The following is a 25647-nucleotide window of genomic DNA, read 5'->3' on the forward strand; positions in this document are numbered from 1 at the left end:
CCTTCCATTCGCACTATCTCGAGGAAGGACGTCTTCAATGACCCGTCTTCATAACCCAAGTTGGTCCGCCACAGACGAACCGCAGGGCGTTATCTCTCCATTCAAGCGCTTCGCCGCGCTCCCGGAAGGCCAGGGCCTCTACAACCCTGAGCAGGAAAAGGACGCATGCGGACTCGCGATCATTGCCACGCTGCGTGGCGAGCCCGGCTACGACATCGTTGAAGCGGCCCTGATTGCGCTGCGCAACCTTGAACACCGTGGAGCCGTGGGTGCTGACGAAGGCACCGGCGACGGTGCGGGCCTCCTCATGCAGGTTCCGGACGAGTTTTTCCGGGCTGTCACCGAGTTTGAACTGCCTGCCCCTGGACAGTACGCCGTGGGTACGGCGTTCCTGCCCGCTGAGACCCGCGAAGCAGAAACCGCCAAGGCCGGTATCGAGGCGCTTGCCGCTGACGAGGGCCTGACCGTCCTCGGCTGGCGCGAAGTTCCGGTGGTAGCCGACCTCGTCGGTGCCATGGCGCGTGCCTGCATGCCGTACTTCGCCCAGCCCTTCTTTGCTTCCTCCACGGGCGAAACGCTCGAGCGCAATGAGCTGGATTCCCGCGCTTGGCGCATCCGCAAGCGTGCCCAGAACAAGTTCGGTGTCTACTTCCCGTCCCTGTCGTCACGCACGATCGTGTATAAGGGCATGCTGACCACCGCGCAGCTGGAGCCGTTCTACCCGGATCTTTCGGACAAGCGCTTCAAGACCAAGCTGGCCATTGTCCACTCGCGCTTCTCCACGAACACCTTCCCTTCGTGGCCGCTCGCCCAGCCTTTCCGCACCATCGCCCACAACGGTGAAATCAACACCGTCAAGGGCAACCGCAACTGGATGCGCGCCCGCCAGTCCCAGCTCGCGAGCCCCCTGCTGGGTGACTCGCCGGAAGAGCTGTACCCGATTTGTACCCCGGGAGCCTCCGACTCTGCGTCATTCGACGAAGTCGCCGAGTTGCTCTGGCTTTCCGGCCGTCCTATCACCCACTCGATCATGATGATGATCCCCGAGGCCTGGGAAAACCACGCCACAATGGATCCTGCGCGCCGTGCCTTCTACGAGTACCACTCGCTGCTCATGGAACCGTGGGACGGCCCTGCCGCCGTGTCCTTCACCGACGGCAGCCTGGTCGGCGCGACGCTAGACCGCAATGGCCTGCGCCCTGGCCGGTACTGGATCACCGAGGACGGGCTGATCGTCTTCGCTTCCGAGGTGGGCGTGATCGACGTCGAACCCGCCAAGGTGGTCAAGAAGGGCCGCGTCTCTCCCGGCAAGATGTTCCTCGTGGACACCGAAGCCGGCCGCATCATTGACGACGCGGAGGTCAAGGCCGAAGTGGCCGCAGCCAACCCTTGGGCCGAGTGGCTCAAGGACAACCTGATTGACCTCAAGGATCTCCCGGAGCGTGAGCACGTGCTCCACACTGCGGCGTCCGTCAACATCCGCCAGCGGACTTTCGGCTACACCACGGAAGAGCTCAAGATCCTCCTCGGCCCTATGGCCCGTACCGGTGCCGAACCGCTTGGCGCCATGGGTTCCGACACCCCGGTGGCGGTGCTGTCCAAGCGACCGCGCTTGCTGTTCGACTACTTCGTCCAGTCTTTCGCGCAGGTTACCAACCCGCCTCTGGATGCTATCCGCGAAGAGCTCGTAACGTCGCTGACCTGCGCGATCGGTCCGAACGGCAACCTGCTCGACGTCGGACGAGTCCGCCAGCCGCAGGTTTCGCTGCCGTTCCCCGTGATCAACAACGACCAGCTCGCGAAGATCGCAAACATCGAGAACGCCGACGGCGACAAAGTGGCCATGAAGGTCCGTGGCCTGTACCGCCCCGAAGGCGGCGAGGCAGCCCTCCGTAGCCGGCTCACGGAAATCTGCGAGCAGGTTTCTGGTGCGATCAACCGTGGCGTTCAGTACATTGTGCTTTCCGACCGCGACTCCAACGCACAGTGGGCACCCATCCCGTCGCTCCTGCTGGTGAGTGCCGTGCACCACCATTTGCTGCGTAGCGCCAACCGCACCAAGACCGCCCTGGTGGTTGAGGCCGGCGACGTGCGCGAAACGCACCACGTGGCAGTGTTGATCGGGTTCGGCGCCGCCGCTGTGAACCCGTACCTGGCCATGGAGTCGGTCGAGCAGTTGATCAGCACCGGCGAAGTTGTCGGAGTGACCCCCGAAGACGGCGTCTACAACCTGATCAAGGGCCTCGGCAAGGGCGTCCTCAAGATCATGTCCAAGATGGGCATCTCCACTGTGGCTTCCTATACGGGTGCCCAGACGTTCGAGGCACTTGGCCTGTCCCAGGAATTGGTGGACGAATTCTTCTCCGGCACCCACTCCCAGTTGGGCGGCGTCGGCCTCGACGTCATCGCCGCCGAAGTTTCGGCGCGCCACCAGATGGCCTACCCGGACGGTGGCATCGAGCAGCCGCACCGTCCGCTGCTCGGCGGCGGTGAATACCAGTGGCGCCGCGACGGCGAGCCGCACCTGTTCAACCCGGAGACGGTCTTCCGCCTGCAGCATGCCACGCGGGAACGCCGTTACGACATCTTCAAGTCCTACACCAAGGGCATCGACGACCAGTCCGAGAACCTGATGACCCTTCGCGGCCTTCTCAAGTTCAAGGGCGGCATCCGCCCGGCCGTGCCGCTTGAAGAAGTCGAACCGGTGTCGAGCATCGTCAAGCGGTTCTCCACCGGCGCAATGAGCTACGGCTCCATCTCCAAGGAAGCCCACGAGACCCTCGCCATCGCCATGAACCGACTGGGCGCAAAGTCCAATACCGGTGAAGGCGGCGAGGACGTTGACCGCTTGCTGGACCCTGAGCGCCGCTCCGCCATCAAGCAGATCGCTTCCGGTCGTTTCGGGGTGACCAGCTTGTACCTGACCAACGCCGAGGACATCCAGATCAAGATGGCCCAGGGCGCCAAGCCCGGCGAAGGCGGCCAGCTCATGGCACAGAAGGTCTACCCCTGGGTAGCCCGGACCCGCCACTCTACCCCGGGCGTCGGGCTCATTTCCCCGCCCCCGCACCACGACATCTACTCGATCGAGGACCTCGCCCAGCTCATCTACGACGCCAAGCGGGCCAACCCCTCTGCCCGGGTTCACGTCAAGCTCGTTTCGGAAGTCGGGATCGGCACGGTGGCGTCCGGCGTCACGAAGGCGAAGGCCGACGTCGTGCTCGTTTCGGGGCACGACGGCGGAACCGGCGCCTCGCCGCTGAACTCGCTCAAGCACGCTGGTGTTCCGTGGGAGCTCGGCCTCGCCGAGACCCAGCAGACCCTCATGCTGAACGGGCTCCGCGACCGCGTCGTGGTCCAGGTTGACGGCCAGCTCAAGACCGGCCGCGACGTCGTTATCGCCGCGCTGCTGGGCGCCGAGGAATACGGTTTCGCGACCGCGCCCCTCGTTGTTTCCGGCTGCATCATGATGCGCGTCTGCCACCTCGACACCTGCCCTGTCGGCGTCGCCACCCAGAACCCCGAGCTGCGTGCGCGCTTCAACGGCAAGCCTGAGTTCGTGGTCAACTTCTTCGAGTTCCTCGCGGAGGAAGTGCGCGAACTCCTTGCCGAGCTCGGTTTCCGCAGCCTCGAAGAGGCAATCGGCCACGCCGAAGTGCTGGATACCCGCGGTGCAATCGATCACTGGAAGGCCGAAGGACTGGACCTCGATCCGATCCTGCACGGCCTCGAGTTCGACGACGACGTTCCGCTGCGCAACCTCACGGGCCAGAACCACGAGCTCGACAAGCACTTCGACCAGCGCCTCATCGGCATGGCCGCCGAGGCGCTGAGCGACCGCACGCCGGTGAAGATCTCCGTTGACGTCATCAACACGGACCGTTCCGTTGGAACAATGCTCGGACACGTCGTCACCAAGACGTTCGGTGTGGACGTGCTCGCGACGGACACGATCGACATCACGCTGAAGGGAACCGCAGGGCAGTCCCTCGGTGCGTTCCTTCCGGCCGGGATCACACTGCGCATGTTCGGCGACTCAAACGACTACGTCGGCAAGGGCCTTTCCGGCGGACGGATCATCGTGCGTCCGGACCGCAGCAACGTCTTCCAGGCGGAGCGCAATGTCATCGCCGGCAACGTGATCGGATACGGCGCGACGAGCGGCGAGATGTTCCTGCGCGGCCAGGTAGGCGAACGCTTCCTGGTGCGGAACTCAGGTGCGACGGCCGTCGTCGAAGGCATCGGTGACCACGGTTGCGAGTACATGACCGGTGGCCAGACGCTGATCATCGGCCGTACCGGCCGTAACTTCGGCGCCGGAATGTCCGGTGGCACAGCCTACGTGCTGGACCTCCAGCCCGCCCGGGTCAACAAGGAGGCACTGGATTCCGGTGACCTGCAGTTGCTGGAGCTCGACGCCGAAGACCGCGACATCGTCCACGGCCTGCTCGTCAAGCACGTCGAAGAAACCGAATCGGTCCTCGCGGGCCGCTTGCTGGAGAACTTCGATGACACGGCTGCCCGCATCACCAAAGTCCTGCCGCGCGATTACGCCGCAGTCCTGCAAACCCGTCTCGACGCCATCGAAGAGGGCCTTGACCCCGACGGCGAAGAAGTATGGTCTCGAATCCTGGAGGTAACCGGTGGCTGATCCACGCGGATTTCTGAAAGTCCGGCAGCGCGAGACGCAGCCACGCCGTCCCGTTCCCGTCCGCATCATGGACTGGAAGGAAGTCTACGAAGCGCAGGACAAGGGCGTGCTCAAGAGCCAGGCCGGGCGCTGCATGGACTGCGGCGTCCCGTTCTGCCACCAAGGCTGCCCGTTGGGCAACCTCATTCCTGAGTGGAACGACCTCATGTGGCGCGGTAAGGGCGAAGAAGCGATTGAACGCCTTCATGCCACGAACAACTTCCCGGAGTTCACGGGGCGCCTTTGCCCCGCACCCTGTGAAGCGTCCTGCGTCCTTGGCATCAACCAGCCTGCCGTGACCATCAAGCAGGTCGAGGTTTCGATCATTGACGACGCCTTCGAGAACGGCTGGGTCCAGCCGCTTCCGCCGACGCGTCTGTCAGGCAAGACGGTCGCCGTCGTCGGCTCGGGCCCCGCGGGCCTCGCAGCTGCCCAGCAGCTGACGCGCGTCGGCCACACGGTTGCCGTGTACGAGCGCGACGACAAGATCGGTGGATTGCTGCGCTACGGCATCCCCGACTTCAAGATGGAGAAGGAACAGGTCGACCGCCGCGTCGATCAGATGAAGGCCGAGGGCACCAGGTTCCGTACGGGTGTCGCCGTCGGAACCGACGTTACCTGGGAACAGCTGCGCCGCCGCTACGATTCCGTGGTGATCGCCACCGGCGCAACCGTGCCGCGCGACCTCCCCATTCCTGGCCGTGACCTCGACGGTATCCACTTCGCCATGGACTACCTGGTGCCGGCCAACCGCGTGGTTGCAGGCGAAACGGTGGAGGGCCAGATCGACGCGAGGGGCAAGCATGTTGTGATCCTCGGCGGCGGCGACACCGGAGCCGACTGCCTGGGAACCGCCCACCGCCACGGCGCGGCATCGGTCACCACCCTTGCGATCGGCAAGCAGCCGCCGCTTGAGCGTGCCTCCCACCAGCCTTGGCCCACGTTCCCGACACTGTTCGAAGTAGCCAGCGCCCACGAAGAAGGCGGCGTGCGGACCTACCTTGCTTCGACCGTGGAGTTCGTTGGCGAAGACGGCAAGTTGACCGGAGTCAAGGTTGCCGAGACGGAGTTCGTGGACGGTAAGCGTCTGCCGAAGGCCGGCACGGAGCGGATCATCCCGGCCGACCTCGTGTTCCTGTCACTCGGGTTCACCGGTGCGGAACCTTCGGGCATAACCGAGCAGGTCAACGCCGAATTCGATGGCCGCGGCAACGTGGCCCGCGACGGCTACTACATGACCAACACCGAGGGTGTGTTCGTGGCCGGCGACGCCGGACGTGGCCAATCCCTGATTGTGTGGGCGATCGCCGAAGGCCGCGCATGTGCCGCGGCCGTCGATAAGTACCTCATGGGCAGCACCATCCTGCCCGCGCCGGTGGCTCCCACCGACCGGGCAATCGCGGTCCTCTAAGGACCGGCGCACTACGCTTTCCCCACTCCAACAGCAGCACACTACTAGGGTAGGTATATGAGACGCGCAAAAATCGTGGCAACGTTCGGACCGGCAATCTCCAGTTTTGACAACACCCTCGCGGTGCTGGAAGCCGGCGTCGACGTCGCCCGCATGAACATGAGCCACGGCGACTACTCGGTCCACGACAACACGTACGAGAACGTCCGCAAGGCTTCCGCCCAGCTTCACAAGCCCGTTGCCATCATGGCCGACCTCCAAGGCCCCAAGATCCGCTTGGGCCGCTTCGTGGATGGTCCGCACGAGCTGTCGGTCGGCGATACCTTCACGATCACCACCGAGGACGTTCCGGGCACGAAGGACATCTGCTCCACCACGCTCAAGAGCCTGACCGAAGACGTCAACGTCGGCGACAGCCTGCTGATCGACGACGGCAAGGTCGCCTTGCGCGCCATCGAGGTCGACGACGTCAAGGTGGTCGCCACGGTGACTGTGGGCGGTTTTGTCTCGAACAACAAGGGCATCAACCTGCCCGGTGTCGCAGTCAACGTTCCCGCACTGAGCGAAAAGGACGAGGACGACCTCCGCTGGGCCCTCAAGCGCGGCGTGGACATGGTGGCGCTGTCCTTCGTCCGTGACGCCGCGGACATCACGCGTGTGCACGAGATCATGGACGAGGAAGGTCGCCGCGTCCCTGTCATCGCCAAGATCGAAAAGCCGCAGGCCGTGGACCAGCTCCACGAGATCATCGATGCCTTCGACGCCATCATGGTTGCCCGTGGCGACCTCGGCGTGGAACTTCCGCTCGAAGAGGTTCCGATCGTCCAGAAGCGCGCCATCGAACTGGCCCGTCGCTGGGCCAAGCCGGTCATCGTTGCCACCCAGGTCCTCGAGTCCATGATCGACAACCCGCGCCCGACCCGTGCAGAGGCATCCGACTGCGCCAACGCAGTGCTCGACGGTGCCGATGCAGTGATGCTGTCCGGCGAGACCAGTGTTGGAAAGTTCCCGATCGAGACAGTCAAGACGATGGCCCGGATCATCGAATCCACGGAAGAGCACGGCCTTGAGCGCGTCCCTCCGCTGGGGACCAAGCCCCGGACCCGCGGTGGCGCGATCACGCGTGCCGCCGTCGAAATCGCCGACCAGCTGGACGCGAAGTACATCTGTACCTTCACCCAGTCCGGTGACTCGGCCCGTCGCTTGTCGCGCCTGCGTCCCGTCAAGCCGGTGTTCGCTTTCACGCCGCTTGAGCACGTGTGGAACCAGCTTGCACTGACCTGGGGCATCCAGCCCGTCCTGGTCCCGATGGTCGGCCACACGGACGCCATGACTGCCCAGGTGGACCGCAGCCTCCTCGAGATGAAGATCGTGGACAACGGCGACCTCGTGGTCATCGCGGCCGGTTCCCCTCCAGGACAGGCCGGCTCCACCAACTCCCTCAAGGTGCACAAGGTTGGCGACCTCGCGGATACCTCCCGCGTGGAAGAAGCCGCATCCCGCAGGGAAAAGCTTGGCCCGTGGCCGGAAAAGAAGAAGAAGATCAAGGTCAAGTCCTGATCTCTTTCCTGAGACCGTGCATGGAAGGCTCCGCCGTTTGAACTGCTCCCGGAAGTTGGACTGAGAAATCAGTTCTGACTTTCGGGGAGCAGTTCAGTTTGGCGGGGCCTTCTTTGTTTGTTTTGCTTCGCGGGCATCCGGCCGTGGCCGCAGGCCGTAGGCCCTAGGCCGTAAGTCAACAGGCTTGGAGGCCGTGGCCTTGGTCGCGGGCAGCAAAAAGGCGCCCGCTTCGCGTGGAAGCGGACGCCTTTGGCAGCGAGTGCTAGTTGACCTGGTTGATGATGGTCTCCGCAACCTCGCGCATGCTGAGGCGACGGTCCATGGAGGTCTTCTGGATCCAGCGGAACGCTTCCGGCTCCGTAAGGCCCATCTTGGTGGTCAGGAGGCTCTTGGCGCGCTCCACAAGCTTGCGGGTGGCAAACTGCTCCTGGAGGTCCGAAACCTCGTTTTCAAGGGCTTTGATTTCCTCGTGGCGGGACAACGCGATCTCGATGGCCGGGATGAGATCCGCTGGCGTGAACGGCTTGACGACGTAAGCCATGGCGCCAGCGTCGCGTGCACGTTCCACGAGTTCCTTCTGGCTGAAGGCCGTCAGCAGGACAACCGGGGCAATCCGGGCCTTGACGATCTTCTCCGCTGCTGTGATGCCATCCATAACAGGCATCTTCACATCCATGAGGAGCAGGTCCGGCTTCAGTTCCTCTGCAAGCTGGACTGCCTTCTCTCCATTGTCGGCTTCTCCGACGACGTCAAAGCCTTCGCCCTTCAAGATCTCGATGATGTCCAGGCGGATGAGCGTCTCATCCTCTGCGACAACTACACGGCGGGCCGGCTGGGCTGCTGGCTTGGACTCCGTCTGTTCTGACACGGGATCTCCTTCAAGACGTACGGCGGGTTCAAAACCATCTTAGTTGTACCCGAACGTTGCATATGATTTGTTGCCCCGTGGGGCCGTTTCTGAATTTAGCCGAAGTCCATGTAGAGTAGTTTCGCGCACTGCGACAAGGAGCGGCGGGTTCTTCGAAGAGCCCGACGTAGGTTAGTTTTGTTCCAGTGTTTCCGCGCCCGAGTGGCGGAATTGGCAGACGCGCCGCACTCAAAATGCGGTATCGAAAGGTGTGTGGGTTCGAGTCCCACCTCGGGCACAGCATTCCCCCTCGTCAGAGGGGTTTTTGCTTTAACGTGTGTACAAAGCTTGTGGTGGCGTCCCTCTGACGCTAGGTTGGCGGGCTTTGGCCTGGCCGCCGCGGTGGCCTATTCAGGTGCGTGGGTGGCGGGTTCAGGGTCCTGGCTGGTGGGCCCTCCGCCTGCTCTGGGTGGGGTTTTGCGGTTCCTCGTTCCGGTTCTGTCTGGTTGGTCGTGGATGGCCAACACCGGTTCATGGTTCGGGGTTCCGGGTACGACATGACGAAACCGACTTTGGCGCGGAAGTCCCCTGGAGGGCTACTTCGAGTCCTGAGGGGGAGCTGTGCGTGTCGGTTTGTCCTGCCAAAGGGGGTGTGGACAGTGTCCACACTTACGTCTGCTTTATGGAAGTGCCGCGGTCGTTCGCACCTGGGCCTTTCAACGTGCATGCCCAATGGAGGTGCGGCTCGGAGCTACATGCGGTACTGCCCCGGGTCCTGTCGACGTCTTGACCTAGCGAGCTGATCCTCGTGAAAGGACTCTGGGAGGCCCGTGGCTTGCGCGAGCAGTACACCGACGACGCCACCCTGGGCGGCGACGCCTCGGACGTGCTGGCGGGATCGGCGAAATGACGGCGGCGTCGTTGCACGCGGTGTAGCTCACGCTCGACGGGTTGCTCGCGGACGTGATTAATCCAGGCAACGGGTTGCCCACGCCCGTGACGTCCAAAACTCGCCGCCTCCGCGGACCAGTTGCTCAGCTACGACAAATTGTGCGCGATGGTGGGGGATTCGCATTGCGCGGACTGGCAGGCGCACTGTCGGAAGTTCAGGGCATTTACCTCGTACTTGGTGCCGCGGGATGCGAATCCGACTTCGCGCTGCACAGCCGCCGCAGCCAGGGCTCCGCCGTGGGGATCTCGGCCATGACACCCGAGGGTGTGGGAAGTGTGTGGCGAGCTTACTCGGCGGAGGGTTCCTGCTCTGGGAGCTTTGTTGCACGATCATTAGTGTGAGCGGGATCGCCCGTACAATCCCGCCCGAAAGCAAGGAGTGCACTGTGCCGACACGGATCAGTTTCGCAAATCTCGAGGTCTTCCTGACTGTCGTACGCAGCCCGACGATCAGTCAGGCAGCGGAGAAGTTGAATATCGCTCAGCCAGCACTCAGCCAGCAACTTCGACTGCTCGAACGCAGACTCGGCGTGACCCTGTTTGAACGCGATGCACGACCATATCGGCTCACCGAGGCGGGGCTGCTGCTCAAAGACGAAGCGGAACAGTTGTTGTCCGACTTTAATGAGCTCGTCGAACGCCTTAGGGGAGTATCTACGGGAAAACGTGGCCGCCTTCGGATCGGCTTTACGCGATCCGCCATGTATGGAGTCCTGCCTTCCGCGGTCCGGGCGTTCACAGATTCGTACGGCGATGTGGAACTCCAGCTGCACGAGATCCTTACGGAAGATCAGCCAGAGGCCTTGCGATCCGGCCTCATTGATCTGGGAATCGGGCGGGATCCCTCAGCGTCTCCACAAATCGCACAGGAGGTCCTCCGGCGTGAGTCGCTTGTCGTTGCGGTTCCTCCAGGGCACCGGTTAGCAGAAAAAGAGCGAGTGCACTTCCCTGCACTTGATGGGGAAGCATTCATCTTGTTCCCCAAGAGGGAATCCGCCAACTTTCCCGCTCGAATCACGGCTCTCTGCCGAGAGGCAGGGTTCGTGCCGAACGTGGTGCATCAGGCGTTCGAAATCGATTCTGCGCTCGGTCTGGTCGCCGCAGGATTGGGTGTCACCCTTGTTACCGCCGGCCTCGCGGCCCACGGAAGATCGGACGTCCGCTTCCTGCCTCTCGACGACCTTCCCGCCGGGGCAGGCACGGAGCTGGTAGCACTCACAGTCCAAGGCTCCCGGCGCCCCTTGGTCGAGGCAATGCTCGCACAATTAAGAATGTCGCCGCCGTCGGGTTCATAAGCGCCAACGTATGAAAACAGTGAAATTCCATCTTGGACGGAGAGCCCAGCGGGGGGACACGATAGAAAGCATTCCGGGAACTTCCCTCCCCTCTAGGCGCGGCACCCTAAAGCTCATGTGCCGTGCAGGCAGACACCGTATTCAGAAGGAGACTAGGCATTTAGCCGATCCCAATGCCAATGACACAACAACACTCGGATCCGGCAACTGAAGCCGGGGCGATGGACGTCACCCAAGAACAGCTGCAACGCCTCCAAGAGCTTGGAACCGCCACCGTGTACGAGGCGCAGGGTCAGCGCGGATCCATCGCGTCGGAAATCCGGCCCATCGATCCGGCCATGAAGCTCATCGGGCCGGCTTTGACCGTGAACACCAAGCCTGGCGACAACCTCATGCTTCATCAGGCCGTTCTCATGGCAAGGGCCGGAGACGTCCTTGTCGTTGATGCCAAGGGATTTACTGACGCCGGTCCCTGGGGCGATGTCCTGACCCTTGCCGCCCAGCAGGCAGGCATCGCTGGACTAGTCATCGACGGCTCTGTCAGAGACTCTGAAGCCATCATAGACGCCGGCTTCCCGGTCTTCTCCCGGGGCATTTCCATCCGTGGAACCACCAAAGTCGATCCAGGCAAGGTGGGCGGGACCATCAACCTCGCCGGCACCCCGGTCGGGCGCGGCGACATCATCATCGGCGACCGCGATGGCCTCGTCGTCGTCAAATCGGGGGAGGTGCTCGAGTCACTGCAAAGGGCCGAAGCGCGGGAGGCAAAAGAGGAAGACTACCGGCGTCGTATCGCTGAAGGTGCCTCCACCGCCGAACTCCTTGGCCTGCTACCGATTCTGCAGCGATACGGATGGTAGCTGCTTTTGTTCAATCCAGCGGCTGCTCTCAATCTCACACAGCGCTTTCAAATAGAGAAGCAAGACACCGCAACAAGGGTTGAGCGGTTCGAGCACGGCATTCCTGCGTTGCTAACTTAACCCTCTCGCCTGGGCTAAGACGCCTAAATGCTTAGCCCATCCGGGGAACTCGACACTCCCTCCCCAAAATCTGATATTGCCCAGGGCAAGGACGCCCTCAAGACATAAAGAACAGCCAAAGGAGACTGATCTTCGATGACCATTTTCGCTTCGTCCGCTTCACCGACCCGACCTACCCGCGTTAGGTGGAAGGGGGGTGCCATTGTTTTCGTTCTTTGCTTCGTCGCCTACCTCGACCGGATCGCCTTCTCAGTATCAGCCAGCCCAATCATGAAGACGCTCGGCATCGATCCGGTCCAGTTCGGCGTGATCACTACCTTGTTCAACATCGGCTATTTCCTATGCCAAATTCCTGGCGGTATGTTGATTCGTCGCATCGGACCCCGGAAGGCGATGGCCCTTTCAATCCTGGCTTGGTCGATCTTCACGGCCTGCACCGGACTCGCGAACTCGTTCGTGATGCTGGCCATGACGAGGTTCCTGTTCGGAGCCGGAGAGGGTCCGGTGTTCACAGCCGCCAACAGTTTCTTTGCCAATTGGTTCCCGTCGCGTGAGCGGGGTAAGGCAAATTCGCTGATGAATGCCGGCGCGTTCCTCGCTCCTGCCCTAGGTGCCATGCTGCTCGTACCTGTCATCACGGCTTTAGGGTGGAATTCCCTGTTCTTCGTCTGCGCCGCCATCGGCGTTTTAGCGTGCGCTCTGTGGTACTTCTCCGTGTCCGACCGGCCTGAAAATAGCTCGAAACCGAACGAGTCCGAGCGCACGCTGATCAATGCAGACAGCGAGAACGCTGCCGAAGCCAATTCACGGGTGCCGTGGCGGATGTTCTTGAAGCAGCGGTCCTTCTGGACCATCGCCTTGGGATTTTTCGGCACACTGTGGACGATTCAATTCTTCATCTACTGGCTGCCCTTCTACCTTGAGGCGGAACGCCACGTTCCATTCGCCCAAGTCGGCGGCTACACGAGCATTTCTTTTGTCTGCATCACAATCAGCGTTCTCTTTGCCGGCGCTCTCAGCGACGCCATTTTGAAACGGACCGGGTCCCGGTTCCTTTCCCGCAACCTCGTCGCCATCGGGGGTCTGGTGCTAGCTGCGGCCTGCCTGGTCCTCAGCACAACTACCCAAAACCCTTTGGGAACGGTCCTGTGGTTGAGCGTTGCCCTCGGTGGAGCCGGTTTTGCCCAGACGTTGTCTTGGACCATGGCGACTGACATTGGCGGACCGTTCACGGCGACCGTGGGCAGTTGGATGAACACTTGGGGCTTTATTGCCGCAGCAATCGTTCCAACCGTGGCGCCGCTCATCGCAAAGCAATTCGGTTGGACCGAAGTGATCCTCCTCAACGCTGGGGTGATTGTCCTTGGCATCATCGGCATTGCACTGACGAAGACCAGCGAACCGCTCCTTTCGAGGCGGCAAAGCTCGCACATCTCCGCTCCGGAGGCCACATCAACCCGATGATCGAAGGACCTGCGTGCCTGGATGTGAGCCACTCAGGGAACCCGATGAGACCACACGCAGAATGCGTTTGGTAAGAACCAAAAGAAGGAAAACGATGAGCACCACAATTGCAGCCGATATTGTCACCCGGCTCGCGGCACTGCCGACCGCCACGATCTCCGACGCCCTGGACTCCCTTGGCATACAGGGCACCCTGTATGGGATTGCACCGTTGGCGTTTGATTTCCGCGCAGCCGGACCAGCCTTCACCGTGAGGTACGAACCGGCTCGAGAGGAGCGCGGCAGCGTCGGGGATTTTCTCGACGACGTTCCGCCAGGAGCAATCGTGCTCATCGACAACCAAGCCCGGACCGACGTCACTGTGTGGGGCGGCATTATGACCGAGATTGCAGCGGCCCGGGGGATAGCGGGCACAGTGATCAACGGCGTCTGCCGCGACGTGTCCACGTCCCTTCAACAGGCCTACCCTCTTTTCAGCCTCGGCCGGTATATGCGTACGGGTAAGGATCGAGTGCGGCTCGTATCTGTAGGATCTGGACTGACAATAAACGAAGTGCAGGTCTCACCGTCCGATATCATCTGCGGCGACGCCGATGGAGCACTGGCCGTTCCACACGCGTACGCAGAACGCATAGCCGATATCGCAGAGCGGATCGAGGAGATTGAGAGCAAAATCATCGCTGCGGTCAAGTCTGGATCCACGTTGGTTGGTGCACGCCGGGACTTTGGTTACCACGACTTACAATGGAAGAGTCATGAATGACGGCTGGAGCATGTTCGGGAACCCGTCGCACCCGTGCATCTTCGAAAGCCTGAGCAGCCGCTGAGCCCGATTCCTAAGCAGCAGCAGTTTCCAAGGCAGCGCTCATGTCGTAAGCTCCGACCCGCTATACGAGCTGCAGTGTCGACTTAATGGAAGACGGGATTGAGTAGATCCGGTTGCGTCCTTTGGGCTCTGAGGTAACCAGACCGAGTGCGTGGAGGTGGGCGAGGTGATTCGATGCCGTGCCCGGTGCAATGCGCAAGGCTTTCGCGATTTCCGACGGTGACCGGGGTCCTTGAAGCAGTGTTTTGAAGACTCTGCTACTCCCGGGGGAGGCAGCAAGTTTCATTCGTGCGTGGGATAGCACCGCATCCTCCTGGTCCCTTCTGACTTCGGGGTCGTTCATTCTAAATAGGGGCGTTGGCCAGGGAGCCGCGCAGCGCGTTCGCCTGAATCAACTCCACAAATCTTGCTTCAACCTCGGCGTTGATTTCGTGACCTAGCCCTGCCACTAAGTAGAGGTCAGAGCCTTCAATCTGTTCACTGATGATGATGCTGCCGTGGTAGTCGAGGAGTTGGTCGGCCTTGCCGTGCACAACGAGGGTAGGAATGTCGACCCTGGCGAGGAGATCGGTCCGTGACCGCGACCGGCCGATCGCGGTACGCTGCCTGCCGATGGCCTCGGCGTCGATGCCGCGGTCCCACATGATGCCTCCGAGCTCGCGAAGCCACTGGACGTCTCGTGGGAACCGGGTTGAAGCGCAGGCTTCCTCATTAATGAGGTAGATGTCTGCAGCCTCCTCACGCGTGGTCGGATTCGGGAGTGAATCGCGCACTTTGCGGAGGTCGGCCCCCCTGTTGTAGGTTCCGTACTCTGGGCTCGTGTATAGGAGGCCGAGGCTCAGAATGCGCTGACCATGGTCAATGGCCATCTCCTGGGCGATCATTCCGCCCATGGACTGGCCCACCACGTGCGCGGCAGGAATTCCGAGCGCGTCCAGGAACCCGACAGTGTCCAAGGCAAGGTCCCGGAGGTCGTATTCCACTCCGGGGAACTTTTGAGAGCCGCCAACGTCGCGGTTGTCTATCGCATAGACCCTGAAGTTCAGGCTTGCGAGGCGCTCCCTGAATCGGAGCCGCCATCCAATCAGCTGGGCGCCAGTTCCATTGAGGAGGATGAGCGGTTCCCCGCTTTCGGGGCCAATAACCTCGTAGGCGAGAGTCGTTCCGGTGGGGGTTGTTGCATGTGGCACTAGATTACTTCCATTTCGAGGGAGGGCTTGGGGTCGCCGGAGCGAGAATTAAGCTGCCGAGCGAAGCCGATTTCAGCCAGGATAGAGTCCGTGTGTTCGCCCAATGCGGGGACCGGATCAAGCCGAGCCTCAAATGACTGGAATCGGGCGGGCGGCGTCATCACGCGGACGGGACCGTGGGGCGAGCCCACGTTTCGCCACTTGTCGCGGGCAGCCAGTTGCGGATGGGCTGAGAACTCCGCCATGTCGCGTATTCTCGAGTTGGCTATTCCAGCATTTTCGAGTTCAGCGAGAACGTCTTCTGTGTGCCGGGTCCGGATCTTTTCGGCGATGATTCCGGTGAGTGCCGCAGTGTTTCGCACACGGTCGCTGTTGGTGACGAAACGGGGGTCGCTTGCGATGAATGGAGCGCCGAGTACACGTTCGCAAAAGCGGTGCCATTCGCGTTCGTTCTGGACGCCGAGGAAGACGGTCCCGTCGACCGTCTCAAACGGCCCATATGGTGCGATCGTCGCGTGGGCGGCACCGGTGCGGGGCTGCTGGATGCCACCATACTCGGCGTACAAATACGGCTGGGCCATCCACTCGCCGAGCGCCTCCAGCATGGATACTTCGATGATGTCCCCGAGGCCTGTATTTTCTCGGGCTAGGAGTGCGGTGAGGATTCCTGAGTAGGCGTACATTCCGGCGGATATGTCAGCAATGGAGATTCCAACCTTTGCCGGCTCGTCTTTGGTGCCCGTGACGCTCAGCAGCCCGGCCTCGCATTGAATCAGCAGATCGTAAGCCTTTTTGTCCTGGTAGGGGCCGCCGGATCCGTAGCCTGAGATGCTTGTGTAGATGAGCCGGGGGTTGAGCTCTAAGGCGTCGTGGGCGCCGATGCCGAGGCGGTCGACGGCGCCAGGGGCGAGGTTCTGGACGACCACGTCGGCGCGCAGGAGCAGCTGACGTGCCGCCTCGCGCCCGTGCTCGCTCTTTAGGTCCAGCACAATGCTTTCTTTGCTTCGGTTCAACCAAGTGAAGTAGCTCGATTGTCCGTAAACTGTGGTGTCGTAGTCCCGGGCGAAGTCGCCCGTGTCGCGTTCGACTTTGATCACCCGGGCGCCGAGGTCGGCCAATTGCCGTGTGGCGAACGGTGCTGCGACCGCCTGTTCAAAGGTGACGACGGTGATGCCGTCCAGAGGTTTGGCGTTCATAGTCTGGGAACTTATCCTGTCGGAGCGGGGGTGTGGGGCTTCCCGCTCAATGTTTTATTCTGTGCGACAGGGCTGCGCCGGTGGCTTCTTGCTTGGCTCCGGCGCAGCCTCGTGTCACGCGTGCTTGAGTGCTGGTGTCCTCGTCAGCGGATATTGCGGATCGGGATGACCGCTAGGCCTGCCAGGAAGGCAACGACAGTGCCGAAGATGAACAGGGATACGTATCCGCCGGCGAAGGTGATCAACAGACCGGCGATTGCCCCGGAGATCAACTGGGGAGCTCCGGTCGCAACCGATAGCAGACCCATATCTCGGCCCTCGCTGTCCCGGTTGGGCAGGACGAGAGACATGAGGGCGAAGTCGACCGCAAGATAGGAGCCTTTGAAGAAACCCACGAAGAAGGCGAAGACGACCATTGCGGTCCAAGTCGGAAAGAAGACCGGGATGAGGCTTGCCAGACCCATACCGACGGCAGCGATGCCAACAAACATCTTGCGGCGCTTGAAGACGTCTGCGAGCCAACCGGAAAGTGCCGCCGAACCGATCCAGGCAAGGGTGTTGATGGTCACCAGAATTCCGATGCCTACTGCTGCGCTCTGACCGGGAACGTTCTGGACGCCCACGCGGTCCTGAAGCGTGTACAGCAGGTAGCCGTTGATTACGAAGTAGGCAAGGTAGAGCAGGAAGCGGCTTGCGAAGGCATAACGGAAATTCACGTGTGAGAAGCCGCTGAAGAATTCGCCAACCCGTCGGATAACTGAGTGCTTCTCCTTCACAGGGCGGGGCTCGGTGTACGGACCTTCCGGAGCGAAAAAGACCAGAAACATTGTCGCCGCGACGAGGAAGGCCCCAAGGGAAATATAGGCGACTTCACGCGAGACCTGTGCCACGTAGTTGACGCCGAGAAGGATGCCTAGTGGCGTTCCCATGCCGATAACTGACGAAGCCAAACCTCGCCGGGCAATAGGGACACGGTCAGGCAGTATAGCAGCCCACACTCCCTGGTAGAAGTTCGCAGCGAACCACACTGCCGCGTAGACGATGGCCAGCGGCCACAGGAAGTTCATCAATCCCATGATGACCACGAGGATGGCACTTGTGATACCCGAGGCGAGCAGCCATGGCGAGCGGCGTCCGAACCGGCCACGGGTCCGGTCTGAAACGGCGCCGCCGATCGGTAGCGCGATCAACGAGGTGACGGCGGAGATTGCGGTAATGATCGCAAGGTTGGCCACTTTCTGCTTAGGGTCGATCTCTTGGACCTGAAGGGGGATCAGCACCTGCTGGATGCCTTGGTAAAGGGCATACATGCCGACAGTGGCAGGCAGGACGCCGGTCAGGAGACGGCCCATTCGGGTCTTCCCGGCCACTGTTGGCTCAAGCGGGGTGTCTGCTTCTGCGCGGGTGGCCAAGGTGGCCTCGGTTGTTTGATCGCTCATTATTGTTGTTCCTCGATTCGCTTCGTCATTGGACCGTTGAGGAAAGGCATCTAGCAGGGTCTTACCGGGGTGGTGGTAGCGAGATTATGGAGCACGATCCCAGGTTCGCGGGTGTTTGTCTTCGCGCCCATCTCTGCTTCTGAAACCTTCATTGGTCTTTGTTCGAGAGTAGGGGTGCGAGATTGTCAGGACAAATGATCATTTGGTATGGAACCATGCACAGCACGTATCTATAAGGGCAAATCCATGCAGGAGTAGGCGATCGGCGTATTCGACGTTATGTGAGTTGGCCCATTCGTGAGCGAACAAACTCGGCGAACCTCTTGACTGCCGGGTTCTGCATCTCTCCCTTTCGCCAGGCCAGGCCGATGGGACGCTCAGCGCCGTCGTCGGTCAGCGGGACGTATGCGACCTCGGGCCTCGGGGCGCCCTCTCTTGGTCGGGGGACGATGCCGACGCCGAGGCCCGCTGCTACGAGTCCTTCGATCGATGGGATTTCCATAGTCTCCAATGCCACGACGGGATGGAGCCCGTGAGCATCGTAGAGGGCGTCGATCAAGTGGCGCATGGCGAAATGCGAGCGTAGGGTCACTAGGGGTTCTCCCGCGGCGTCAGCTACTGAGATGGTCTCCCGGGCGGCGAGGGGATGGTTCGCCGGGACCGCCATGGTCAATGGTTCGACACGCAGTACGTGCCATCCAAGGTCGTCGGCATCGGGCCGGGGTCCTGTAATGGCCAGGTCGACGCGACCGCTTCTGAGATGGCCGACCATTTCGTGGGCCGCAGCCAGTTGGAGCTCGTAGCGGGCTTTAGGGGCAATGGAGCGGTAGCGGCGTATTATTTCCGGCGCGAACCAAACGGCCATCGAATGCAGGACAGCGAGGCGGATGATTCCGCTCTCGGGGTTGCGGAGTGCATCGATTTCCTTGGTTGCCCGGTCGAGGGATTGGAGACTTTCGCGGGAACGCTCCAGGAAGATCTTTCCGTATTCGTTGAGCCGAAGGCGACGCCCCGTGCGGTCGAAGAGTGGTGCGCCGACTTCGTTCTCCAGCCGCTGCAGAGCCCTGGTCAGTGTGGGCTGGGTGACGTTGAGCCTAGCGGCAGCCGCAGTGACGTTTTCGATTTCGGCGAGGGCCACGAACCAGCGCATTTCGTCTGTGTTCACACAGCTAATCCTACTCGACGTGTATAAAATGGGCCGGGTCCATGCGCTGTGTGTATGTGGCGCGCTTCGGACGGCGGGGCGTCTGGGTGGCTTCGGAACAGCGAGTCCGCCCACTTTGGATGCGACCGGGCGCCACGGCGCTCGTCAGGCGCGCCACCTTTGGGCAGGCGTCAGTTCAAGGACGAGTATCCAGTGGACAGGCTTGCCATTAACCGGAGGGATGAGCTCTCCCTGATGCAGGTAGCGGTACGGTTTGGGGTCGCCGTCGGGACGCCACCAGCCACTGGCGGGTGCATGGTGGCCGGTCAATGCGCTGACCGTAGGCGTGGTGGCGCTGGTAGGTGTGGGAACCACAGGGACTCCTTTCTAGACGGGGCGCGGCGGTAAGGCTCGACGGCGGCGCGCGCACCAAAAGTGGGAAGCGCCGCCGTCGACCGCGGAGACTTATAGGGCGGGTACGGCGACCTGCTGCTCCGACGCTTTGACGAGCGTCTTGCGTCCCTTGCGCAGCCTGTTTTCGGCGGTGATGGCGAATTGGGATAGGGCGAAGTTGATGGTGATCATGACGCCGGCTACGACGAGGAGTGCGGGGATGTAGTTGGAGTAGGCGGAGCCGGCTTGGATGCCCTGGCGGACTGCTTCGACATAAGTGATTTGGTAGCCGAGGGCGGTGTCTTTGAGGGCGACGACGAGTTGGGCGACGATTGGGGGAAGCATGGCAGTGATGGCCTGCGGAAGCAGGATCATGCGCATTGTTTGGCCATTGCCCAGGCCCAGGGCGATGGCTGCTTCGTTCTGGCCCTTTGGCAGGGCGTGGACGCCTGCTCTGACGATTTCGGCGATCACGGCGCCGTTGCAGAGGGTCAGTCCGGTGACGACGGCGGCCATCGCGAGCTGGGTGGAGGGGAAGAGGGAGTAGTTGGCGAAGACCTGGAAGCAGAAGATCATCAGAATCAGCAGGGGCATGGCGCGGAAGAATTCCACGATGGCGGTGCACGTGTGGCGGATCCATCGGGTGTGGGCCATGCGTCCGACGCCAAGCAGGATGCCGAGGGCGGTAGCGAGGACGACGGCCAGTGCGGCGGCCTGGAGGGTTCCGGTGATGCCGGGCAGCAGGTAGGTGCGCCACATGTCGGCGGTCAGAAAGGGCGCCCATTTCTCGGGGGCGAGCTGGCCTTTGCCAGCCAGGGCGGACAGGACCCATGCGGCGCCGGCCGCGAGGCCGGCGAGGCAGGCGGCGCTGATGATGAGGTTCAGGGCTTTGCCGCGGGGGCCGGGTTCGTCGTAGAGGTTTTTCAGTCCGGGTTTGGTGCTCATGTTCGTACCGCCAGTTTCTTGCTCATGTAGCTGAAGGCCGCGCCGGTGGGCAGGGTCAGGCACATGAAGCCAAGGGCGAAGATCAGCCCGACCACTATCAGTGCGGAGGTGTTTTCGATGACTTCCTTCATCAGTAGCGCCGCTTCGGCGACGCCGATGACCGAAGCCACGGTGGTGTTCTTGATCAGGGCGATTAGGATGCTGCCCAGCGGGCCGATCACGGCGCGGAAGGCCTGCGGCAGCACGATGTAGCGCAGTCCCTGGGTGAAGCCCAGGCCCAAGGACCGGGCGGCTTCGGACTGTCCCAGCGGGATGGTGTTGACCCCGGCGCGGATGGCTTCGCAGACGAACGTGGCGGTGTAGAGGCTGAAGGCGAGAACCGCCAGACGGAAGGAACTGTCTGTGATCGAGGTCGGGGACTTCGGATCAACCAGGGTGATGCCCAGCTGTTGGGCCAGGCCGAAGGACGCGAACAGCACCACTAGTGTCAGCGGGGTGTTCCTGACAATGTTCACGTAGACGGTCGCCATTGTGCGCAAAGCCCAGACCGGCGAGACCCGCATCGCGGCCAGCAGCGTGCCCAGCACCAATGACCCGACCGCGGATAACCCGGCAAGCTGGACTGTGCGAGCAAACGCCGTGACCAGCTGGCCACCATACTCTGTAAGAATTTCCATCAATCAACTCCGGATTCCTGAGGTGTTTTTAGTACCTGTTCACGGCAGGTGCCGCGGGCGGCTGGTATCCGGAGGGGCCGAGATTCTTTTCAAAGGCCTTGGCCCAGGATCCGTCCTTGATCATGTCCTCGATCGCGTCATTGATCTTGGCTCGGCCTGCGGTGTCGTCCTTCTTCAGCCCGATGCCGTAAGAGTCCTTGGTGAATGGCTTGCCAACGACCTTGAGCTTGCCCGCGTTAGTTGCGGCGTAGCCGGCAAGGACGATGTCGTCGGTACTGATGGCGTCAACGGCGCCGGACTTGAGCGCTTCCACACAGGCCGCGTTCGTGTCGTACTCCTGCAGTTGAACATCCTTGCTGTAGTTTTTCTTGATGTTCTGCGCTGGGACGGATCCTGCGGTCGAGCAGAGTTTCTTGCCGCTATTCAGGGATTCCGGACCCGTGATGTCGGTGGTGTCAGCCCGGACCAGCAAAGACTGTCCCACTGTCAGGTAGGGGCCGGCGAAACTGATTTTCTCCTTGCGGGCGTCGTTGATGGTGTAGGCGGCGACGATGTAGTCCACTTGGCCGTTCTGGATGAGGTTTTCGCGCTGCGCAGTGGGGGCTTCCTGCCACTTGATCCCGGATTCCGGGACCCCGAGCTTGCCGGCGACGTACTTGGCGACGTCGACATCGAAGCCGCTGAGGCTGCCGTCCGGGTTCTTCTGGCTGAGGCCGGGTCGGTCAAAGACAATACCAATGGTCAGTTGGCCGGCTTTCGCCTTGGCCTCCACACCTTTTGCTTCGCTGCTGGCCGCGCCGGCGCAACCGGTGGCGGCGCCCGCGACGATGAGTGCCACGGCGGGCAGGGCAACGAGGGACTTGAGTTTCATCATGGATTCTTTCTGCGCTACTGGGCGAATGGTTGCCACGAATCAGTGGCTGAGGATTTTGGACAGGAAGTCGCGGGCTCGTGCTGATGCGGGATTGGTGAAGAACTGTTCCGGTGTGGTGTCTTCCAGGATCTGGCCGTCGGCCATGAAGACGACGCGGTCAGCGGCGCGTCGGGCGAAGCCCATCTCGTGGGTGACGACCAGCATGGTCATTCCGCCTTTGGCCAGGGATGTCATGACGTCCAGGACCTCGGTGACCATTTCCGGGTCCAGGGCCGAGGTGGGTTCGTCGAAGAGCATGACTTTCGGTTCCATGGCCAGTGCCCTGGCAATGGCCACGCGTTGCTGCTGGCCGCCGGAGAGCTGTGCGGGGAGCTTGTCGGCCTGGTTGGCGATGCCCACCCGCTCCAGCAGGGCCATGGCCCGGTCGCGGGCTGCCACCTTGGAGATTTTGCGCACCTTCTGCGGTGCCAGCATCACGTTCTCCAATATGGTTTTGTGGGCGAACAGGTTGAACGACTGGAAGACCATGCCGACGTCGGCCCGGTATCGGGTGAGGGCCTTGCCTTCCTGGGGCAGTGCCTTACCGTCAATGGAGATCGACCCGGTATCGACGGTCTCCAGCCTGTTGATCGTCCGGCACAGCGTCGACTTGCCGGAGCCAGAGGGTCCAAGGACGACGACGACTTGGCCGCGGGCGATCCCAAGGTCAATGTCGCGCAGGACATGCAGGGGACCAAAGTGCTTGTTCACTCCCTGAATGGAGATCATGATGCTAGGCCCTCCTGTCTCGGCTTCGCGGTCGATGATCGTTTCCGGGTTCTGTGAAATAGTCATGGGTCACCATCCGTAGCGCTGAAGGGTTGGGAGCAATCCGAGGAGCTCGGCAGTGGAGACGCCGTCCATGATCCTGCGCCGGAACGCCTCTTCTTTGGCTTCCCGTTCTTCCGCCGACTGAAGTGTCTCGGCGACTTCGTCGGCCTTGACCACGACCAATCCGTCGCGGTCGCCAAGGATGATGTCTCCGCGCTGCACGGTGCTACCCGCAAGGTTGATGGCGCCGCCGATCGAGCCGGGGTCGACCTTGGTGGTCCCGCGAATGGAGATCCCTCGGGCGAAAACCGGGAAGTTCGCGTTGATGATCGCTTCGGAGTCGCGGATGGATCCGTCGATAACCAGCCCAGCGATTCCAGCGCGTTGGGCGGCCAGGGTGAGCACATCGCCCCAAGGGCCTGCGTCAGTGAATCCCTTTGCGTCTACCACCAACACGTCACCTGGCTTGGCCATGAGGACGGCCTGATGAAGCATAAGGTTGTCAGCCGGGGTGGTGTCCACCGTCAAAGCGGTGCCGACGACTTTCATGTCCGGGTGGATTGGCCGGATCTCCGAGGCGATGGATCCCCTTTGACCCTGGGCCTCGTAGACGGTCGCCGTTCCCAGCTTTAGCAAACGCTGAAACTGCTTGGTGTTAGCAACCCCGCTTGCCAGGGCGTCGTAGTGTTCCTGAGTTCTTGTCATTGGGATCGGCGCGATGCCTGGTCTCCTTCTGGTTTGCGACGGCGGACGGGAACCGGGGTCTGGCTGGGCGGCGTTGGGGTAATCCATGCCGCGGCGGCTGATGGCCGCAGGCTGCCGTCCTCCTCACATCGGTTGTTGATCCTTTGTTCGATGAGCGATCTGCGCATCATCCGGACTGTCTCCTTGGATTGGGTTTGGGCGAGACCCACACACTTCGTTGTGCCTTGCATCACACTAAAGCACATTGAGAGAGCACTCGCAAGTACGAGTTTGCTCGCAATATATTTACCAGTCAACGAAGATCTGGAGGATTTACGACGTCGAAACAATGGACCGCTTGCGGCAATACTGCCGAAATATCTCGACTGATCCGCGTTTTCCGTGCGGCCTTGCCAACTTGCGACTGCTGTCTTAGTTTAGGAGGGTATCCCCAAATATCTGGAGAAGCCTTGAACTTGTATCGCGCATCAGCAGCCATCGACCGCGTTGTCGCCACCTCCCTCCGTCCCGTCGGGGGAGCGGTGCCGATTGGGGCACTTTCCCTCTCGATGGGGGAGCCTGATTTTGATACCCCGCCCGAAATCGTCGAGTCCGCCGTCGAAGCACTCCATGGAGGCTGGACCCACTATGGGGATGTAAACGGTGACCCCGAGCTGCGGCAGCACATTGCTGACGAGGTTTCTTCGGTGTCCGGGAAGGCCGTGAGGCCGGAATCCGTCCTTGTGACACATGGTGGAACGGCGGGCATCACGGCGGCCATTTTGGCGACTGTCGATCCGGGAGAGCGGGTCGTCATTCCCGAACCCACCTATTCCCTTTATCCGGATGCCGTGCGGCTGGCAGGAGGCGTTCCGGCCTTCGTGCCCACGAAGCCTGACAACCAGCTTGATGTGCCCGCCGTGCTCGAGGCGGCCAAGGGCGCCCGATTAATCACACTCTGCAATCCGGTCAATCCCACCGGTGCCGTTTTCAGCAAGCGTTCGCTTGAGGAACTCGCCGAAGGGCTGGCAGGCACAGACACCTTGGTGTTGGTTGATGAGGCATACGCCCATCTTGTGTATGACGACACTTTCGTTTCGTCATTGACGATCGAGTCGTTGCAGGAACGCTTGGTCTATTGCCAGACTCTGTCCAAAACGTATGCGATGACGGGGTGGCGGATCGGCTACATCGTTGCGCCACCGGAGCTCATCGATTCGATCCGTGCCGTGCACAGGACCATGAACAGTGCAGTCAATGCCGCGGCGCAACGCGCATCGCTGAAGGCGCTCCAGCTGGGTCCGGGAATTTCCTCGAGCATGCTTGACGCTTACAGAGAGCGGCGGGACTACGTTGTGGAACGCCTGACGAACATCCCTGGAGTGGAGTTCACCGAGCCGAGGGGAGCGTTTTACGCCTTCTTCCGGTATCCCCAGGCCCTCCCGTCCCCTGAAATGCTGGACCGCTTCAAGGAATATGGGGTGATCTTGCGAGCTGGTAATGAGTATGGGCCTTCAGGGGAGGGGCACTTGAGGCTGTCCTTTGCCGCAGATCTCGATACCCTGAAGACGGCCCTTGATCGCATTGAACAAGGAATATTGGAGATACAGGGGTGACTGTCCTGGCTGCTGAACAGCTTTCAAGCCCGCCGTCCGTGCGGAGTCGTCGAGACACCGTCCGAAACAAACGGCGACTCCTCAATGCTGCCGGAGAACTTCTGCGTGAGGATCCGCAGAACGCTTCCATGCCTGCGATTGCGGAGAAGGCCCAGCTTTCAGTAGCCACCGCGTACCGTTATTTCCCGACATTGGAAGAGCTCCACAAGGAGTATCTGCACGGTGTCCTGGTGAACCTGCGCGACTTCAGCCTTGGTTCCCCATTGCACGGAAAAGCCCTGTTTGAGGATGTGGTGGCCCGCCACGTGAAACTGCTGGAGACCTACGGCCCGGCCATGATCCAACTCAGGTCCCGGGAAGGCTTCCTCACAAGGCTCCACCGTGGCGACGAAGTGATAGGTACGCTCCACGAGGCATGGGAGCGCCCCGTGCGGGAGGTTATTAGGGAGCTGGGACTCTCCGAGGGGCTTATTGAGTTCGCCCTCATGTTCTGCAACTCTCACTTTGATCCCCGCGAAGTGGACGACCTCTTGAAGAATCGCGGGGGCCTCAGCGAAGCCGCCACTATCAGGATGCTCGTCAACGCGTTTTACGGTGCCCTCAAAGGCATGGCCGAAAGCTAGGCGTTGAGTCCCCAAGGCGGCTGGTTCCGTGC

21 protein-coding genes and 1 tRNA gene are annotated in these 25647 nt (G+C 61.6%); 10 read left to right on the plus strand and 12 right to left on the minus strand.

Annotation, left to right across the window (positions count from 1 at the left end; genetic code table 11):
- Positions 1-37 precede the first annotated feature (37 nt).
- The 3 genes from gltB to pyk are packed head-to-tail and all read left to right on the plus strand — an operon-like array spanning position 38 to position 7661.
- Positions 38-4651: a glutamate synthase large subunit gene (gene gltB / locus ABCW42_RS08655; RefSeq protein WP_423184441.1), complete on the plus strand. Its 4614-nt coding sequence runs from the start codon at positions 38-40 to the stop codon at positions 4649-4651.
- A complete protein-coding gene (locus ABCW42_RS08660) occupies positions 4644-6101 on the plus strand; it encodes a glutamate synthase subunit beta (protein ID WP_423184442.1) in 1458 nt (485 codons plus the stop codon). Before gltB ends, ABCW42_RS08660 begins: the two co-directional genes overlap by 8 nt.
- A 57-nt stretch (positions 6102-6158) precedes the next feature.
- Positions 6159-7661: a pyruvate kinase gene (pyk, locus tag ABCW42_RS08665; protein WP_423184443.1), complete on the plus strand. Its 1503-nt coding sequence runs from the start codon at positions 6159-6161 to the stop codon at positions 7659-7661.
- A gap of 262 nt (positions 7662-7923) precedes the next feature.
- On the opposite strand, the gene ABCW42_RS08670 is transcribed toward pyk, so the two are convergent.
- The gene (locus tag ABCW42_RS08670; RefSeq protein WP_133202642.1) at positions 7924-8529 is read right to left on the minus strand and encodes an ANTAR domain-containing response regulator; all 606 of its coding nucleotides are present in this window, start codon (positions 8527-8529) and stop codon (positions 7924-7926) included.
- Between the two features lie 195 nt (positions 8530-8724).
- Here ABCW42_RS08670 and ABCW42_RS08675 point away from each other — a divergent pair.
- The 5 genes from ABCW42_RS08675 to ABCW42_RS08695 all read left to right on the plus strand — a co-directional run bounded on the left by ABCW42_RS08675 (position 8725) and on the right by ABCW42_RS08695 (position 13961).
- Positions 8725-8806, plus strand: a tRNA-Leu gene (locus tag ABCW42_RS08675).
- 991 nt (positions 8807-9797) lie between these two features.
- Positions 9798-10754, plus strand: a complete 957-nt coding sequence (locus ABCW42_RS08680) for a LysR family transcriptional regulator (protein WP_423184444.1) — start codon at positions 9798-9800, stop codon at positions 10752-10754.
- A 179-nt stretch (positions 10755-10933) separates the two neighbouring features.
- Positions 10934-11614, plus strand: coding sequence for a 4-carboxy-4-hydroxy-2-oxoadipate aldolase/oxaloacetate decarboxylase (locus tag ABCW42_RS08685; RefSeq protein ID WP_423184445.1), 681 nt, complete (start codon positions 10934-10936; stop codon positions 11612-11614).
- Between the two features lie 255 nt (positions 11615-11869).
- Complete coding sequence (locus tag ABCW42_RS08690; protein ID WP_423184446.1) at positions 11870-13198, plus strand: MFS transporter; 1329 nt, start codon at positions 11870-11872, stop codon at positions 13196-13198.
- Positions 13199-13292: 94 nt separating this feature from the next.
- Entirely contained in the window at positions 13293-13961 is a 669-nt protein-coding gene (locus tag ABCW42_RS08695) for an RraA family protein (RefSeq protein WP_423184447.1), read from the plus strand.
- A gap of 124 nt (positions 13962-14085) precedes the next feature.
- Here the strand turns inward: ABCW42_RS08695 and ABCW42_RS08700 are convergent, their stop codons facing one another.
- From ABCW42_RS08700 to ABCW42_RS08750, 11 genes are all read right to left on the minus strand, one after another.
- A complete protein-coding gene (locus ABCW42_RS08700) occupies positions 14086-14367 on the minus strand; it encodes an ArsR/SmtB family transcription factor (RefSeq protein ID WP_423184448.1) in 282 nt (93 codons plus the stop codon).
- Between the two features lies 1 nt (position 14368).
- Positions 14369-15214: an alpha/beta fold hydrolase gene (locus tag ABCW42_RS08705; RefSeq protein ID WP_423184449.1), complete on the minus strand. Its 846-nt coding sequence runs from the start codon at positions 15212-15214 to the stop codon at positions 14369-14371.
- A complete protein-coding gene (locus ABCW42_RS08710) occupies positions 15214-16410 on the minus strand; it encodes a CaiB/BaiF CoA transferase family protein (RefSeq protein WP_423184450.1) in 1197 nt (398 codons plus the stop codon). Before ABCW42_RS08710 ends, ABCW42_RS08705 begins: the two co-directional genes overlap by 1 nt.
- A 143-nt stretch (positions 16411-16553) precedes the next feature.
- Positions 16554-17849, minus strand: coding sequence for an MFS transporter (locus ABCW42_RS08715; protein ID WP_423184451.1), 1296 nt, complete (start codon positions 17847-17849; stop codon positions 16554-16556).
- A gap of 277 nt (positions 17850-18126) precedes the next feature.
- Positions 18127-19014: a LysR family transcriptional regulator gene (locus ABCW42_RS08720; protein WP_423184452.1), complete on the minus strand. Its 888-nt coding sequence runs from the start codon at positions 19012-19014 to the stop codon at positions 18127-18129.
- Positions 19015-19158: 144 nt separating this feature from the next.
- A complete protein-coding gene (locus ABCW42_RS08725) occupies positions 19159-19368 on the minus strand; it encodes a hypothetical protein (RefSeq protein WP_423184453.1) in 210 nt (69 codons plus the stop codon).
- 90 nt (positions 19369-19458) lie between these two features.
- Complete coding sequence (locus ABCW42_RS08730) at positions 19459-20331, minus strand: amino acid ABC transporter permease (protein WP_423184454.1); 873 nt, start codon at positions 20329-20331, stop codon at positions 19459-19461.
- Positions 20328-21008 carry an amino acid ABC transporter permease gene (locus tag ABCW42_RS08735; protein ID WP_423184455.1) on the minus strand — a complete coding sequence of 227 codons (681 nt, stop codon included), beginning with the start codon at positions 21006-21008 and terminating at the stop codon, positions 20328-20330. The genes ABCW42_RS08730 and ABCW42_RS08735 overlap by 4 nt, the downstream gene beginning before the upstream one ends.
- A gap of 28 nt (positions 21009-21036) precedes the next feature.
- Positions 21037-21882 (minus strand): glutamate ABC transporter substrate-binding protein, encoded by an 846-nt coding sequence (locus tag ABCW42_RS08740; RefSeq protein WP_423184456.1) that lies wholly within the window; start codon positions 21880-21882, stop codon positions 21037-21039.
- A 39-nt stretch (positions 21883-21921) separates the two neighbouring features.
- Positions 21922-22650 (minus strand): amino acid ABC transporter ATP-binding protein, encoded by a 729-nt coding sequence (locus ABCW42_RS08745; RefSeq protein WP_423184841.1) that lies wholly within the window; start codon positions 22648-22650, stop codon positions 21922-21924.
- Positions 22651-22719: 69 nt separating this feature from the next.
- Entirely contained in the window at positions 22720-23397 is a 678-nt protein-coding gene (locus tag ABCW42_RS08750) for a 4-carboxy-4-hydroxy-2-oxoadipate aldolase/oxaloacetate decarboxylase (RefSeq protein ID WP_423184457.1), read from the minus strand.
- Positions 23398-23846: 449 nt separating this feature from the next.
- Between ABCW42_RS08750 and ABCW42_RS08755 the strand changes: the two genes are divergently transcribed.
- Together ABCW42_RS08755 and ABCW42_RS08760 are read left to right on the plus strand one after the other, a co-directional pair.
- Positions 23847-24992, plus strand: a complete 1146-nt coding sequence (locus ABCW42_RS08755) for a pyridoxal phosphate-dependent aminotransferase (protein WP_423184458.1) — start codon at positions 23847-23849, stop codon at positions 24990-24992.
- 128 nt (positions 24993-25120) lie between these two features.
- Positions 25121-25615, plus strand: coding sequence for a TetR/AcrR family transcriptional regulator (locus ABCW42_RS08760; RefSeq protein ID WP_423184459.1), 495 nt, complete (start codon positions 25121-25123; stop codon positions 25613-25615).
- Positions 25616-25647: the final 32 nt, after the last annotated feature.

It is taken from the genome of Arthrobacter sp. NyZ413, from assembly GCF_049390645.1.
In the GTDB taxonomy this organism is placed as follows: Bacteria; Actinomycetota; Actinomycetes; order Actinomycetales; family Micrococcaceae; genus Arthrobacter.

What these genes read in the sequence shown, in the direction of transcription:
- ABCW42_RS08715 (WP_423184451.1), bottom strand. Translation starts at nt 17,849, where the DNA reads ATGAGCGATCAAACAACCGAGGCCACCTTGGCCACCCGCGCAGAAGCA.
- gltB (WP_423184441.1), top strand. Translation starts at nt 38, where the DNA reads ATGACCCGTCTTCATAACCCAAGTTGGTCCGCCACAGACGAACCGCAG.
- ABCW42_RS08710 (WP_423184450.1), bottom strand. Translation starts at nt 16,410, where the DNA reads ATGAACGCCAAACCTCTGGACGGCATCACCGTCGTCACCTTTGAACAG.
- ABCW42_RS08760 (WP_423184459.1), top strand. Translation starts at nt 25,121, where the DNA reads ATGCCTGCGATTGCGGAGAAGGCCCAGCTTTCAGTAGCCACCGCGTAC.
- ABCW42_RS08745 (WP_423184841.1), bottom strand. Translation starts at nt 22,650, where the DNA reads ATGATCTCCATTCAGGGAGTGAACAAGCACTTTGGTCCCCTGCATGTC.
- ABCW42_RS08690 (WP_423184446.1), top strand. Translation starts at nt 11,870, where the DNA reads ATGACCATTTTCGCTTCGTCCGCTTCACCGACCCGACCTACCCGCGTT.
- ABCW42_RS08735 (WP_423184455.1), bottom strand. Translation starts at nt 21,008, where the DNA reads ATGGAAATTCTTACAGAGTATGGTGGCCAGCTGGTCACGGCGTTTGCT.
- ABCW42_RS08700 (WP_423184448.1), bottom strand. Translation starts at nt 14,367, where the DNA reads ATGAACGACCCCGAAGTCAGAAGGGACCAGGAGGATGCGGTGCTATCC.
- pyk (WP_423184443.1), top strand. Translation starts at nt 6,159, where the DNA reads ATGAGACGCGCAAAAATCGTGGCAACGTTCGGACCGGCAATCTCCAGT.
- ABCW42_RS08740 (WP_423184456.1), bottom strand. Translation starts at nt 21,882, where the DNA reads ATGATGAAACTCAAGTCCCTCGTTGCCCTGCCCGCCGTGGCACTCATC.
- ABCW42_RS08750 (WP_423184457.1), bottom strand. Translation starts at nt 23,397, where the DNA reads ATGACAAGAACTCAGGAACACTACGACGCCCTGGCAAGCGGGGTTGCT.
- ABCW42_RS08695 (WP_423184447.1), top strand. Translation starts at nt 13,293, where the DNA reads ATGAGCACCACAATTGCAGCCGATATTGTCACCCGGCTCGCGGCACTG.
- ABCW42_RS08685 (WP_423184445.1), top strand. Translation starts at nt 10,934, where the DNA reads ATGACACAACAACACTCGGATCCGGCAACTGAAGCCGGGGCGATGGAC.
- ABCW42_RS08730 (WP_423184454.1), bottom strand. Translation starts at nt 20,331, where the DNA reads ATGAGCACCAAACCCGGACTGAAAAACCTCTACGACGAACCCGGCCCC.